A 14,129-nucleotide genomic window follows, 5' to 3' on the forward strand; every position below is an offset into this window, starting at 1 on the left:
TTAGCGGGGCGCGCGCTTGGCCAGGATCCGCTGCAGGGTCCGGCGGTGCATGTTCAGGCGCCGGGCCGTCTCCGAGACATTGTGGCCGCAGAGTTCGTAGACCCGCTGGATGTGCTCCCATCGCACGCGGTCGGCGCTCATCGGGTTTTCCGGCGGCGCGGGAGACTCGTCCTTGCGAGCGAGCAGGGCGCGGGCGACGTCGTCGGCGTCGGCGGGCTTGGAGAGATAGTCGATCGCGCCGGACTTCACCGCCGCCACCGCGGTGGCGATGTTGCCGTAGCCCGTCAGCATGACGACCTTGGCGTCGGGCCGCGCCTCGCGGATCGCCTCGACCACCTTCAGCCCAGTGCCGTCCTCCAGCCTCATGTCGAGCACCGCATAGGCCGGCGGATTGGTCTTCACGGAGGCCAGCGCCTCGGCCACGCTGCCGACCAGGACGGGTTCGAAGCCGCGTTGCTCTAAGGCCCGCCCGAGGCGGGTGCGCAGGGGGGCGTCATCGTCGAGGACGAGCAGGCTCTTGTCCGGTAGGGCGGCGATGTCGGCGGAGAGATCGGTCATGCGCAACCTCCGATAGGGGCGTTCTTTTTATACGCCTCCTGCGGCACAATGTCGCAGCTTAGCGCCGGACCGCAAGAGGCTTTATGCCGCCGCCGCGCTCTTCACTTCGAGGCGCGCGCGCGGCCAACGGGCCGAAACGACGGCTCCGCGCGGCCTCCCGTTCTGGAAATTCACAACTGCCCCGGTTCGTTCCAGCAAGGTCTTGGCGATGAAGAAGCCGAGACCCATTCCGACGTGGCCCGTGCGCCCGCCCGCGACGCCCGGACGGCTGGTCACATAGGGCTCGCCGAGCTTGGCGAGGACGTCGGCCGAAAAGCCGGGGCCGTCGTCGCGAACCTCGATCCCGACGCTCTCGGCGTCGAAGCGCACGGTCACCAGCACTTCGGAGGTGGCGAAGTCGACGGCGTTCTCGACGAAGGAGGTGATGGCGTGGAGCACCTCGGGCATGCGCCAGATGTCGGGCGCGGCGGCGCCGGGGGCTCCGGAGACGATCGCCTCGACCCGCACGCCCTTCACGTCGGTATGGGGCTCGATCACCTCGTGGACGAGCTGCAGGAGGCTCATGCGCTCGTGGACCTCGTCGGAGGCCGCGGCTGGCGCGTCGCTCAGCCGCCGCAGGATCTCGCGGCAGCGCTCGGCCTGGATAATCAGGAGGTCGGCGTCGTCCTTCACGCTGGGCGTGGGCGCCTCGCGGGCGAGCTCCTTGGCGACGATGGAGATGGTGGCCAGCGGCGTGCCGAGCTCGTGCGCCGCCGCGGCGGCCAGGGCGCCGAGGGCCGAAAGCCGTTGCTCGCGCGCCAGCACCGCCTGGGTCACGTCGAGAGCCAGCGCCATCCTGGCGGACTCGGCCGCGGCCTGCCGGACCGTGCCGGCGATGATCACGACGGCGACGACGTTCGCGATGGCGCAGGCCACCATGTAGATGAACGGCGGCTCGAGCGTGACCCCATTCACCGTGGGCAAGGGCCGGTGGAAGGCCGCGACGATCACGATGACGACGATGGCGAAGCCGGCCAGGCTGGTCACGGCCCGGGGGTTGAGCGTCGCAGCGCCGAGGGTCACGGGCGCGAGCAGCATCACCAGGAACGGATTGGCCGCGCCGCCGGTGAGATAGAGCAGCAGGCCGATGCGGCCGATGTCGAAGCCCAGTTGGGCCACGGCCTCCTGGCCGCCGATCAGGCGCTGACCAGGGGAGGCGACGCCGGTGAGCAGATTGACCCAGGCGCCGAGGCCGACGACCGCGAAGCAGAATGCGAAGGGCGCGGTCAGACCGAAGAAGTAGGCGCTGAGGAAGAACAGCAGCTCGCCGACGATCATCATCCAGCGAAGGGCGACGAGAGTCCGCACGCGCAGACGGCCGCTGCGTCCCGCAGCGGCGTTCCAGCCGTCCGAGGCGAGGTCTGCGACGCCGGCGACGCCTTGCGCCGGTTCGGCAGTTTGCCTATCGAGACCGCGCGCAGGCTGCGGCGAGGTCGTTTTGCCTATCGACGCCATCGCGCCAGAGCATCGCGCCGAACGCAGCCGCTGACGAGCCCAAAGGTCATTCCCGAGGTTAACATATGTCCCGTCGCAACCTGATCCTGATTGTCGCCTGCGTGGTGGGCCTGATCTTCCTGGGCGGCGCGGCCTGGCGCGCGGGCGTGTTCGACCAGGGCGAGGCCGCCGGGACCGCCTTGGTGGGCGGTCCGTTCCAGATGGTCGACCAGAACGGCAAGGCGGTGGACCAGAGCATCCTGAAGGGCAAGTGGAGCGCGGTGTTCTTCGGCTTCACCTATTGCCCCGATGTCTGCCCGACCACCCTGCAGACCCTCGCGGCGGCGCAGCAGGAACTGGGCGACAAGGCCGATAGGCTGCAGGTCGTCTTCGTTTCGGTGGACCCCGAACGCGACACGCCCGAGCAGCTCAAGACCTACCTTTCCAACGAGGTGTTCCCCAAGGGGACCATCGGCCTGACCGGTACGCCCGAGCAGGTGGCGGCGATGGCCAAGGCCTACCGGGCCTATTTCAAGAAGAACGGCGAGGGGCAGGACTACCTGATGGACCACTCGACCGCGATCTACCTGATGAACCCGAAGGGCGAGTTCGCGACTGTCCTGCGGCACAACTCGCCCCCGGCCGAGCTCGCCAAGCAGATCGCCGAGGCGATCAGCTAGAGCAGGGAGCCTGTGGCGGCTTGGCCGCTGGACAGGCTCGCGCTCCGATATGCTATGCTGCGCCGCAGCAAAAGGATGCCGGATGCTCTATTCGCTTTACGAGGCGGGCTATTACGCCTCGACGCCGCTGCGGTGGACCGCCCTGGCCTCGCGCGATTTCTGGTCTTCGCCGCTCAACCCCGGACGGGATTCGGAGATCGGCCGGCGGCTGTTCGCAGGCTCCGATCTGTTCGCCAATCTGACCCGCCGCTATGGCAAGCCGGCGTGGAACATCGACAGCGTTCAGATCGACGGCCACGACGTGCGAGTGCGCCCAACCGAAGTCTGGTCGACGCCGTGGGTGAAGCTGGTCCACTTCGCGCGCGACATGGCCGACATGCGCCGCGCCGGTCGGCGCGAGCTGGAGCCGGCGGTGCTGATCGTCGCGCCGCTGTCGGGTCACTACGCCACTCTGCTGCGCGGCACGGTCCAGGCCTTCCTGCAGGACCACGAGGTGTTCGTCACCGACTGGACCAACGCCCGCGACGTGCCGGTCATGGAGGGGCGCTTCGACTTCCACGACTATCTCGACCATGTGCGCGACATGCTGCGCCAGATCGGGCCGCGCCCGCACGTGGTGGCCGTTTGCCAGCCCGGCCCGGCAGTGCTGGCCGCCGCCTCGCTGATGGCCGAGGACGGCGAGGAGAGCCGACCGGGTTCGATGACGATCATGGGCTCGCCCATCGACGCGCGGCTCTCGCCCACCGTGACCAACAAGCTGGCCGAGGAGCGGCCCTTCGCCTGGTTCAAGTCGAACATGATCGACACGGTCCCGCCGCCCTATCCGGGCGCAGGGCGGCGGGTCTATCCGGGGTTCGTGCAGCTCTACTCGTTCATGTCGATGAACATGGAGAAGCACCAGGACGCCCACCTGCGCTATCTCGAAGACCTGATGAAGGGCGATGGCGACGCGGCTGAGAAGCACCTGGACTTCTATGACGAGTATCTCTCGGTCCTCGACCTGACCGAGGAGTTCTATCTCCAGACCGTCGATTACGTTTTCCAGCAGTACCTGCTGCCGAAGGGGGAACTGGTCCACCGGGGGCGGCTGGTGAAGCCGGGCGCGATCACCGACATCGGCCTGCTGACCGTCGAGGGCGAGAACGACGACATCTCCGGCATCGGCCAGACCCAGGCGGCGCACGATCTGTGCAACGGCCTGCCGGCGGCCCTGAAGGAAGACTACGTCCAGCCCCACGTCGGCCACTACGGCGTCTTCAACGGCCGACGGTTCCGCGAGGAGATCTATCCGCGGGTGAGAGCGTTCATCCGCCGCATGGAAGGCGCTCTCGAAAAGCCCGGCGACGCAGCTTAAATTCCGGGCCGATGAGTCTCTTCGGCCGCTCGCTGGCGGACGGCGATCGGCTGGAGGTGGCCGGCGCGACGGTTCGCTTGAAAGTCCACCGGCGCGCGCGCCGGATTTCGCTGCGCCTTGATCGCACCCGGCGTGAGATCATCGCCACCGCGCCTTCGCAGCGCCGGCTGCCCGAGGCCGCCGCCTTTGCCCACGACCGGGCCTCGTGGATCGTCGAGCGCCTGGCCGAACTACCCCAGTCCCAGGCGGTCGCGCCGGGCATGACCATCACCCTCTTCGGCGAGCCGTGCCGGCTGGAGGCCAGCGACAGGCCGGCCCGCCTGCATCCGGCCGCCGAGGATGCGCCCGCCCGCATCACCGCCCGCGGGGAGGGCGAGGTCTTCGCCGCCGCCGTGATCCGGGTGATCCGGCGCGAGGCCCTGCGGGTCTTCGCCGAGCGGACGGCCTTCCACAGCGAGCGGTTGGGAGCCAAGCTGCCCAGCGTCACGATAATGGACGCCCGCGCGCGCTGGGGCTCCTGCCGGCCCGGCCTGCCGGGCAAGCCCGCCGCGATCCGCTATTCCTGGCGCCTGGCCTTGGCCCCCTTCGAGGTCGCCGACTACGTGGCCGCCCACGAATGCGCCCACCTTCTGGAACTGAACCACGGCCCGCGGTTCTGGGCGCATGTGCATGCGTTGGTCGGCGACGAACGGCCGCACCGGGCCTGGCTGAGGGCCGAAGGCGCGCGGCTGCACGCCTTCGGGCGGTAGATCGGTTACGTCAGTGGCGCGCGCGACTGCTTAGATTACCGCGAATTATCTTTCGCCGCGGTCCCTCCGGCGCGACAAGCGTGGCTGATACTCCCCCGGAGTCCTGGACTTGATCCCCTTCGCCATCGCCGCGTCGCTGTCGCTGACCGCGCCCGAGCTGCCGCCGCTTCCTCCCATCAAGCGCGATCCGCAGGTGACCTATGTCGACCGCGCCGGCGCCGTCCTGGGCGTGCGAGGCGGGCGCTATGGGCCGCCGGTGGACATCGCCAAGCTGCCGGCCCACGTCCCGGCCGCCTTCGTGGCGATCGAAGACCGCCGGTTCTACGAGCACACCGGCTTCGATCCGGTCGGCATGGCGAGAGCCCTGGTGGCCAACGCCGAGCAGGGCCGCGCCGCGCAAGGCGCCTCGACCATCACCCAGCAACTGGCGCGCAACCTCTATCTCAGCCCCGACCAGACCATGGAGCGCAAGGCCCGGGAGCTGATGTATGCTGTCCAGCTCGAGCGGACCTATTCCAAGAAGCAGATCCTCGGGCTCTATCTCAGCCGGGTCTATTTCGGCTCGGGCGCCTATGGGCTGGAAGCGGCCTCGCGGCGCTATTTCAACAAGCCGGCGGCCAGGCTGACACTGCGCGAGGCCGCGACCCTGGCCGGGGTCCTGAAGTCGCCCACCGCCTACAATCCGATCGAGCAGCCCAAGCGCGCCGCCCAGCGCGCCGACCTAGTGCTGGCGGTCATGGTCGAGACCGGGGCGATCTCTCCGGCCGCGCGCACCAAAGCCATGTCCCAGCCTCTGAAGCTCGCGCCTTCGGCCGCGGGCGGCGCCTCGCAGTACTTCATCGACTGGCTGGACGGCGAGCGGCGTCGGCTGGTGGGCCAGCCTAAGCAGGACGTGGTGGTCGAGACCACCCTGGACGCCGGGCTCGAGACCGCGGCGGCCAGCGCCCTGCGCTCGACGGTCGCCAGGTATCAGGCCCAGGCGGTGTCGCAGGGCGCGCTGGTGGCGGTCGACGGCCTTGGCCGAGTGCGGGCCATGGTCGGCGGCCTCGACTATGCGGCCGCGCCCTACAACCGGGCGGTCAGCGCCAAGCGGCAGGCGGGCTCTTCGTGGAAGCCTTTCGTCTATCTGACGGCGCTGGAACAAGGCAGCACGCCGGACACAACGGTCGTCGACGAGCCGGTCGTGTTCGGAACCTGGTCGCCGGAAAACTATGGCGACGCCTATGCCGGAACGCTGACGCTGGAGCAGGCGGTGGCGCAGTCGGTCAACACCGTCGCCGTTCGTCTGGCCGACGAGGTCGGGCGCCCGAATGTGGCGGCGACTGCCAAGCGGCTGGGGATTGTCTCGGCGGTCAACACCGACCCGGCCATGGCGCTGGGAACCAGCCTGGTCTCGCCGCTGGAGATGGCCCAGGCCTATGGCGCCTTCGCCAATGGCGGCAAGCGGGTCTCCGCCTACGGCATCGAGCGCATCCGCACCAATGGCGGGACGGTGCTCTACCAGCGCAAGGCGACGAGTCAGGCGCAGGTGATCGCGAACCCGGCGCTCTCCGACCTGAACCGGATGCTGCGCAACGCGGTCGTCGCGGGAACCGGCGCGCGGGCGCGGGTTCCTGGCTACGACTTGGCTGGAAAGACCGGGACCACCTCCGACTACAAGGACGCCTGGTTCGCCGGCTATACGGGCGGCCTAGCCGCGGTGGTCTGGATGGGCAACGACAACGGCGCGCCGATGAAGCGGGTGACCGGCGGCGCGGCCCCGGCCGAAGCTTGGCGCAGCTTCATGACCGTGGCTCTGAAACGCGGTCCGGCGCAGGCGATTCCCGCAGGGCCGCCGGCGCCCCTGCCGCCGCCGGCGCCGATCCTAGATCCGACGCTGCAGACCGTGGCTGCGCCGGCTGCGCCCACGCCGCTCGCGCCGGTCGCGAACTAGTAGGGCACGTCCGAAGCCGGCGGCGCCTGCTGGGGCTGCGGTTGGGGCGAGGGCTGCGACTCTCCGCCGCCGAGACCGATGGCGTCGCCGATGCCGTCGACCAGGTCGCCGATCGGGTCAGCGGGCGCCGGCGGTTCGTAGGTTCCGCCGGGGATCGCCTGGACCTTCAGTCGAGGCAGGGCCTGGCCCATGAAGTCGCGCCAGATTCCGGCCGGGACGCCGCCGCCGGAGACCCGCTTCATCGGTTTGTTGTTGTCCTTGCCGACCCAGACGGTGGTCACGAAGCCGCCAGTGTAGCCGACGAACCAGGCGTCGCGATAATCGCTGGTGGTGCCGCTCTTGCCTGCGAGGTCGTAGCCTTGCACCCGGGCGCGCGTGCCGGTGCCGGAGGCGACGACCTGGCGCATCATCTGGTTCATGTACTGCAGGGCGGGCGTCCCGATGACCTGGGCGCGCTCGTTCTTCTCGACGCTGTGGTCGTAGAGAATCTTGCCGCTGGCCGTGCGTATCCGCTGAATGCCGTAGCCCTTGGCCAGGAAGCCGCCGTTGGAGAAGGGCGCATAGGCCTGGGCCATTTCCAGCGGGCTGACCTCCACCGCGCCCAGCGCCATCGAGGGATCTAGCTGGATGTGGGAGTTGATCCCCAGCCGCCGGGCCGCCGAGGCGACATTGCCGGTCCCGACTTCGTTAGCCAGGCGCGCGGCGACCGTGTTGATCGACTGGGCGAGGGCGGTCTGCAGGGTCATCGGCCCGCGGAAGTCGTTGGTGTAGTTGCGCGGCGACCAGTTGCCGATGGTGATCGGCTCGTCGACCACCATGTCGGAGGGCGTGCGCCCGGCTTCCATGGCGGCCAGATAGACGAACGGCTTAAACGCAGAGCCCGCCTGACGGCGGGCCATGGTCGCGCGGTCGAACTGGCTCTTCTCGTAGGAGACGCCGCCGACATATGCCCGGATCCGTCCTTCGCCGTCGATGGCGACCAGGGCCGCCTGCTCGACCCCCTGTCCCTTGGCCGCCTCCGCCCCGCGGCGGATCGCCTGCTCGGCCGCGACCTGGATCGGCAGGTCGAGGGTGGTCTCGACCACGAGATCCTCGGTGGGTTCGCCCACCAGACTGCGGACCTGGTCGTCGATCCAGTCCGTGAAGTACTGGGCCCGCTGATTGGCCAGGGTCGGATTGACCCGGACCGGGGTCTTGAAGGCCTCGTCGCGCTCAGCCGGCGTGATGGCGCCGGTGCGGACCATCTCGTCCAGCACGATGGTGGCTCTACGCTCGGCGCGGTCGGTGGCCGAGACCGGCGAATAGCGGTTCGGGCCCTTCATCATCCCGGCCAGCAAGGCGCTCTCGCCCAGGGTGAGCTGGGACGCCGGCTTGGCGAAATAGCGCTGGGAGGCCGCCTCGATGCCATAGGCGCCGCCGCCGAAATAGACCCGGTTCAGATAGAGGGCGAGGATCTCCTTCTTGGAGAACTTGGCCTCCAGCCACATGGCCAGGATCAGCTCCTGGATCTTGCGGCGGTAGTTCTGGGCCGGGGTCAGGAAGAGGTTGCGGGCGAGCTGCTGGGTGATGGTCGAGCCGCCGCGCAGCGGGCCGCCCTCGTCGCGATGGCTCCAGTTGTAGATCTGCGAGCGGACGATGCCCCACGGGTTGAAGCCGGGATGCCAGTAGAACCAGCGGTCCTCGATGGCGATAAAGGCCTTCGGCACATAGGGCGGCAGCTTGTCGATATCGACGGGCGGCGCGTACTGGCTGCCGCGCACGGCGACCATCGCTCCCGACTGGTCGAGATAGGAGATCGAGGGCTGGCGTTCGACGTCGTTGAGCTTGGAGGTGTCCGGCAGGTCCGTGGCGAACACCGCAAGGAACGCGATGAGGAAGATCACGGCCCAGACGCCCAGCACCGCAGTCCAATAAAGCAGCGCCTGCAGCGGGGTGCGCCGGGCCGGCCGCTTGGGGCCCGGTCCTTTCTTGGCCATGTGTCGTCCTAAAAGATACCACCCACCCGGGCGGAGACATAACGCAGACGCACAAAATGCGCGACATGATTGACGAGACGTGAACGACGAGTCGCAGGCCTTGGTCCGCCTCGCCGGGCGCGGTGGTTGACCCGGTCCCTGGGGCCGCCTCGATAAGTCGGGCGGTCAAGCGACAGCGAGGTGATTCGTGAGTTCTTCCGCCGAATTTCTCTATCCATCCGAAGCCGCCCGAAGGCTCGGTGTTTCGCCCAAGGCCCTGCGCCTCTACGAGCAGCGTGGCCTGGTGCGTCCGGTGCGCACCGAGGCCGGCTGGCGCGCCTACGGCCCGGTGCAAATGGCGCAGGCGCGGGAGGTCGCAGCCTTGCGCGCGCTTGGCTTGAGCCTTTCCCAGGTGAGCCGAGCGTTGAACGGCGAGGCGCAGGATCTCGAGCCGGCCCTGGCGGCGCATCAGGCGGCCCTGGAGGGCCAGACCCGCAGGCTGGGCGAGCTGATCGAAAAGGTGCGGGCGGCGCGCGGGCGCCTGACCCGAGGCGAGCGCCCCTCCGCATCCGAGCTGACGGCCTTGCTGGGCGAAGGCTCGGGCGTGGCGTTCGGCCTGCCCTGGCCCTGGCCCTGGGGCGGGGAGCGGTTCGAACTGCGCGACATCTGCGCCCTGAACTACATCATCGGCCCGCTCGGCAGCGGCAAGACCCGGTTGGCCAGGCAGATCGCCGAGGCCCTCCCGGACGCGGCCTTTCTCGACCTCGATCGCAAGGCGCCGCTCGTCGCCGACGAAGGGCTGGCGGCGCGGGTCGAGGAAGCCCTGCGTTGGCTGGTGGAGGACGGTGCGACGGCCTCGGACGCCCTTTCAGTTCTGGTTGCGCATCTGGAAGCCCGGAGTCCCGCCGTCCTGGTGGTGGACATGGTCGAGCAGGACCTGGACGAGCCGACGCAGGAAGCCTTGATCGCCCGGCTCCGCCGGAGAGGGCCGGGCGCGCGGCCGCTGTTCCTGATGACAAGGTCCTCGGCGATCCTGGACCTGGCCGCCATCGGGCCGGACGAGGTCATTATTCTTTGCCCGGCGAATCACAGTCCGCCGAGCCGCGTTACGCCACACCCCGGCGCGCCGGGCTATGAGGCGGTGGCTACCTGCCTGGCGAGTCCGGCTGTCCGGGCCAGGACCGAGGGCCTGATCGCCGTCGTGGCCGCTTCCGGGTAGGGGAGCCCGGCGGTAGCCGCGATACATAGGAAACTGGGAGCAGCCCCGCACCTCTGCATTTTCGTATAACGGCGTTGCGAAAAAAGCGATTGCCGCCGATCTTAACACTGTTATCTTAGCGATGCTTAGTTCAGCTCGCGCCGCCGGTGGGGATACCGGTTGCGAATCCCCGGATTGGACCGGGCCGGGCCCCTCGCCAGGGCCCGCCATTCTCCCCGAAACGCTGGAGGGCTTTCGATGAAGCTCCGTACCTTTGCGGCCGCGTGCGCCGCTATGATGTCCGTCTCCTTCGCCGCCGGCGCGGCCCTGGCTGACGATCCGATCACCGCCAAGCTTCAAAACCCGGTCGCGGAAAAGACCAAGTTCATCGCCGGCGGCGCCGTCTTCGTGTGCGAAGGCGACACCTGCCTGGCGGCCGCCCCGTCGTCTCGCACCTTCGCGGCCTCGACCTGCAAGGAAGTGGCGAAGAACGCTGGCGCCGTGGCCTCGTTCGGCGGCGCCCGCCGTCAGCTCGAAGGCGCCAAGCTGGAGCAATGCAACACCGCGGCCCTGGCGGCTCAGCAGGTCGCCAACCGCTAAGGCTGAAGGATCAGGTTCGCGCATTTTCTAGGCGCGCCTCCCAGCCGCTAGTCAGTCGAGCCTGCCACTTGCGGGCGCCGGGACGAACTCCCCGGCGCCCTTCTTCTTGCCCGCTTGGCGCGGCCGTCCGCCGCCTTTATGAGACGCGGCCATGTTTGATCAGATTTCCGATACGACCATTTCCCTGCCTGAAGGGCCGGGGGCCGCAGCGCGGTTGCTCGAGCCCGCCCTGTCCCAGGCCGCCGGCCCCGGCGTCGAGCCGGTGTCGCTCACGATCGATTTTGCGGCGCCCGCAATCGCCGGAACGCAGGTCTCCGTCGAGGCGGAGCTTGAGCGGGCAACCCGCACCCTGGCCTTTGTTTTTGGCCGCGTGCTGGACAGCGCAGGGACCGTCCTGGCGACCGGTTCGGCTGTGTTCCGTAGGGTAAGCCAAGCAGCTTAATCACAAGGTGTCGCGGCCGGTTTGGTTGCGACGCTGAAAAACGCGTGCTATCAGGCGCGCGGCTTCGGGCCAGGGGCTTTTCCAGTCTCGATGGCCATTGTGCTTTTCCAAGCGCTTTCAAGCCTTTAGGGTCGCAGTGGAGAGTTTCTTCGCCGCGGCCTTTTGCGCGCACCGGGCGGACATAAATAGTGGCGGACGATTCCAAGACTTCGAATGTGGGCGGCAGATATGCCCAGGCCCTGTTCGATCTCGCGAACGATGAAAAGAAATTGTCGGCCGTCGAGGCCGACCTGAGGGCGCTCAAAACGATGAGCGCCGAGAGCAAGGATCTGCGGACCTTGCTGGCTTCGCCGGCGTTCAGCGCCGACGACAAGGGCAAGGCCTTGGCCGCCCTCGCCGTCAAGGCGAAGCTCAATTCCACGACCCAGAAGTTCCTGGGGCTGCTGGCCGCGAATGGCCGCGCCTCGGCTCTTCCGGCCGTGATCGCGGCCTTCGAGGATCTTGCGGCGAGCGCGCGTGGCGCGGTTTCCGCCAGGGTCACGACGGCCGTGCCGCTGACGGCCGCCCAATCCAAGGGTGTGGCCGCGGCCCTGCGCTCGGCGCTCGGCAAGGACCCCGAAATCGAGACCCGCGTTGATCCGGCCCTCCTGGGCGGCATCAAGGTGCAGGTCGGTTCCCGTCTGTTCGATGCTTCGCTGCGTTCGAAGCTCGACTCCCTCAAGTTCGCCCTGAAGAGAGCGTAAGCCCATGGATATCCGCGCCGCCGAAATTTCGGCCATCCTCAAGTCGCAGATCGCCAATTTCGGCGAGGAAGCCGACGTCTCGGACGTCGGTTCGGTCCTGTCCGTCGGTGACGGCATCGCCCGCGTGTTCGGGCTCGACAACGTCCAGTCGGGCGAAATGGTCGAGTTCCCGAAGGCCGGCGTGAAGGGCATGGCCCTGAACCTCGAAAAGGACAACGTCGGGGTCGTTATCTTCGGCGAAGACCGCGCCATCGCGGAAGGCGACGAAGTCCGCCGCCTGTCGGAAATCGTGGACGTTCCGGTCGGCAAGGGCCTGCTGGGCCGCGTCGTGAACCCGCTGGGTGAGCCGATCGACGGCAAGGGCCCGATCCAGAACGTGGCCGAGCGTCGCCGCGTGGACGTGAAGGCGCCGGGTATCATTCCGCGGAAGTCGGTGCACGAGCCGGTGCAGACCGGCCTGAAGGCCATCGACTCGCTGATCCCGGTCGGCCGCGGCCAGCGCGAGCTGATCATCGGCGACCGTCAGACCGGCAAGACCGCCGTCGCCGTCGACACCATCCTGAACCAGAAGTCGGTGAACGCCAGCGGTGACGAGAGCGCCAAGCTCTACTGCATCTACGTCGCCATCGGCCAAAAGCGCTCCACCGTCGCCCAGATCGTCAAGACGCTCGAAGAGCGCGGCGCTCTCGACTACACCATCGTCGTTTCGGCGACCGCCTCGGAACCGGCCCCGCTGCAGTTTCTGGCTCCGTTCGCCGGCTGCGCCATGGGCGAGTGGTTCCGCGACAACGGCATGCACGCCGTCATCATCTATGACGACCTTTCCAAGCAGGCTGTCGCCTACCGCCAGATGTCGCTGCTGCTGCGTCGTCCGCCGGGCCGCGAAGCCTATCCGGGCGACGTCTTCTACCTGCATAGCCGCCTGCTCGAGCGCGCTGCGAAGCTGAACGAAGACAACGGCTCCGGCTCGCTGACCGCTCTGCCGGTCATCGAAACCCAGGCCAACGACGTGTCGGCCTACATCCCGACCAACGTGATCTCGATCACCGACGGCCAGATCTTCCTGGAAACCGACCTGTTCTTCCAGGGCATCCGCCCCGCCGTGAACGTCGGTATCTCGGTCAGCCGCGTGGGCTCCTCGGCCCAGATCAAGGCGATGAAGCAGGCCTCCGGTCCGATCAAGGGCGAACTCGCCCAGTATCGTGAAATGGCCGCCTTCGCGAAGTTCGGCTCCGACCTCGACGTCACCACCCAGCGCCAGCTCGCCCGTGGCGAACGCCTCACCGAGCTGCTGAAGCAAGCCCAGTACTCGCCGCTCGCGGTCGAAGAACAGGTGGCGGTGATCTACGCCGGCACTCGCGGCTACCTGGACGGCGTCGCGACCGCCGACGTGGGTCGCTACGAATCGGAGCTTCTGGCCCGCCTGCACGCCAAGCACCAGGGCATCCTGGACACCATCCGCACCAGCAAGGAGCTGAAGGCGGACACCGAGGCCAAGCTGAAGGAAGCTCTCGACGCCTTCACCAAGAGCTTCGCGTAAGGCCTTGGCGGCGGAGCTTTAGGAGATGGCCAGCCTCAAGGAGATGCGCAATCGGATCGGAAGCGTGAAAGCCACGCAGAAGATCACGAAAGCGATGCAGATGGTGGCGGCGGCGAAGCTGCGCCGTTCGCAGGACGCCGCCCAGAACGCCCGGCCCTATGCCCAGCGCATGGCCTCGGTAATCGCCAACCTTGCGGCGGGCGTCTCCGGCGACGACGCGCCCAAGCTGCTGGTAGGGACCGGCCGCAGCGACCGCCACCTGGTGGTCGTGGCGAGTTCGGACCGCGGCATGGCGGGCGGCTTCAACACCGCGATCATCCGCGCCGCGCGCGAGAAGATCAACGAGCTGACCGGCCAGGGCAAGGACGTCAAGCTGCTGGTCGTCGGCAAGAAGGCTCGCGACCAGCTCAAGCGTCAGTACGGTGATCGCATCGTCGAGTTCTTCGAAGCCGGCGTGCCGTCGATGGCGACCGCCCAGCCGGTGGCCGACAAGATCACCGAGCTGTTCGAGGCCGGCGAGGTCGACGTGGCGACCCTGGTCTTCAGCCGGTTCCAGTCGGTGGTCTCCCAGGTCCCGACCGTGACCCAGCTCATCCCTGCCCAGGTTCAGGCCGGTGGACAGACCGTCGATCTGAAGGGCGCGGCCTACGAGTACGAGCCGGACGAGGAGGCGATCCTCGAAACCCTGCTCCCGCGGAACCTGACCGTTCAGGTGCTGTCGGCGATGCTTGAGAACCAGGCCGGGTTCTATGCCGCTCAGATGACGGCGATGGACAACGCGACCCGCAACGCCGGCGACATGATCGCCAGCCTGACCCTGCAATACAACCGTTCACGCCAGGCGCAGATTACCAAGGAGCTGATCGAGATCATCTCCGGCGCCGAAGCGCTCTAACCCGAAAGA

General features: G+C 68.1%; 13 protein-coding genes. 10 read left to right on the plus strand and 3 right to left on the minus strand.

Annotated features, from left to right (window positions below; genetic code table 11):
• A complete protein-coding gene (locus tag ABID41_RS09750) occupies positions 1-558 on the minus strand; it encodes an ActR/PrrA/RegA family redox response regulator transcription factor (protein ID WP_354297468.1) in 558 nt (185 codons plus the stop codon).
• A gap of 81 nt (positions 559-639) precedes the next feature.
• Positions 640-2,052, minus strand: a complete 1,413-nt coding sequence (locus ABID41_RS09755; protein WP_354297469.1) for an ActS/PrrB/RegB family redox-sensitive histidine kinase — start codon at positions 2,050-2,052, stop codon at positions 640-642.
• A gap of 65 nt (positions 2,053-2,117) precedes the next feature.
• Here ABID41_RS09755 and ABID41_RS09760 point away from each other — a divergent pair, with 65 nt between their 5' ends.
• The 4 genes from ABID41_RS09760 to ABID41_RS09775 all read left to right on the plus strand — a co-directional run bounded on the left by ABID41_RS09760 (position 2,118) and on the right by ABID41_RS09775 (position 6,747).
• Positions 2,118-2,711 (plus strand): SCO family protein, encoded by a 594-nt coding sequence (locus ABID41_RS09760; protein ID WP_331932649.1) that lies wholly within the window; start codon positions 2,118-2,120, stop codon positions 2,709-2,711.
• A gap of 82 nt (positions 2,712-2,793) precedes the next feature.
• Positions 2,794-4,065 carry a polyhydroxyalkanoate depolymerase gene (locus tag ABID41_RS09765; RefSeq protein ID WP_331932648.1) on the plus strand — a complete coding sequence of 424 codons (1,272 nt, stop codon included), beginning with the start codon at positions 2,794-2,796 and terminating at the stop codon, positions 4,063-4,065.
• Between the two features lie 11 nt (positions 4,066-4,076).
• Complete coding sequence (locus tag ABID41_RS09770; RefSeq protein ID WP_354297470.1) at positions 4,077-4,814, plus strand: M48 family metallopeptidase; 738 nt, start codon at positions 4,077-4,079, stop codon at positions 4,812-4,814.
• A 109-nt stretch (positions 4,815-4,923) separates the two neighbouring features.
• On the plus strand, positions 4,924-6,747 hold the full coding sequence (locus ABID41_RS09775) for a transglycosylase domain-containing protein (protein WP_331928077.1): 1,824 nt from the start codon (positions 4,924-4,926) through the stop codon (positions 6,745-6,747).
• Here ABID41_RS09775 and ABID41_RS09780 read toward each other — a convergent pair.
• A complete protein-coding gene (locus tag ABID41_RS09780; protein ID WP_331928079.1) occupies positions 6,744-8,723 on the minus strand; it encodes a transglycosylase domain-containing protein in 1,980 nt (659 codons plus the stop codon). The genes ABID41_RS09775 and ABID41_RS09780 overlap by 4 nt on opposite strands.
• A 187-nt stretch (positions 8,724-8,910) precedes the next feature.
• Here ABID41_RS09780 and ABID41_RS09785 point away from each other — a divergent pair, with 187 nt between their 5' ends.
• From ABID41_RS09785 to ABID41_RS09810, 6 genes are all read left to right on the plus strand, one after another.
• Positions 8,911-9,921 carry a MerR family transcriptional regulator gene (locus ABID41_RS09785; RefSeq protein ID WP_331928081.1) on the plus strand — a complete coding sequence of 337 codons (1,011 nt, stop codon included), beginning with the start codon at positions 8,911-8,913 and terminating at the stop codon, positions 9,919-9,921.
• A 237-nt stretch (positions 9,922-10,158) separates the two neighbouring features.
• Complete coding sequence (locus ABID41_RS09790; protein WP_331928083.1) at positions 10,159-10,500, plus strand: CC_3452 family protein; 342 nt, start codon at positions 10,159-10,161, stop codon at positions 10,498-10,500.
• A 151-nt stretch (positions 10,501-10,651) separates the two neighbouring features.
• Positions 10,652-10,942 carry a PaaI family thioesterase gene (locus tag ABID41_RS09795; protein WP_331928085.1) on the plus strand — a complete coding sequence of 97 codons (291 nt, stop codon included), beginning with the start codon at positions 10,652-10,654 and terminating at the stop codon, positions 10,940-10,942.
• A gap of 188 nt (positions 10,943-11,130) precedes the next feature.
• Positions 11,131-11,685 carry a F0F1 ATP synthase subunit delta gene (locus ABID41_RS09800; RefSeq protein WP_331928087.1) on the plus strand — a complete coding sequence of 185 codons (555 nt, stop codon included), beginning with the start codon at positions 11,131-11,133 and terminating at the stop codon, positions 11,683-11,685.
• 4 nt (positions 11,686-11,689) lie between these two features.
• Positions 11,690-13,225 carry a F0F1 ATP synthase subunit alpha gene (gene atpA / locus ABID41_RS09805; RefSeq protein WP_331928089.1) on the plus strand — a complete coding sequence of 512 codons (1,536 nt, stop codon included), beginning with the start codon at positions 11,690-11,692 and terminating at the stop codon, positions 13,223-13,225.
• 25 nt (positions 13,226-13,250) lie between these two features.
• Positions 13,251-14,120 (plus strand): F0F1 ATP synthase subunit gamma, encoded by an 870-nt coding sequence (locus ABID41_RS09810; protein ID WP_331928091.1) that lies wholly within the window; start codon positions 13,251-13,253, stop codon positions 14,118-14,120.
• The last annotated feature ends 9 nt before the right edge of the window (positions 14,121-14,129 follow it).

It is taken from the genome of Phenylobacterium koreense (assembly GCF_040545335.1).
Taxonomy (GTDB): domain Bacteria; phylum Pseudomonadota; class Alphaproteobacteria; order Caulobacterales; family Caulobacteraceae; genus Phenylobacterium; species Phenylobacterium koreense.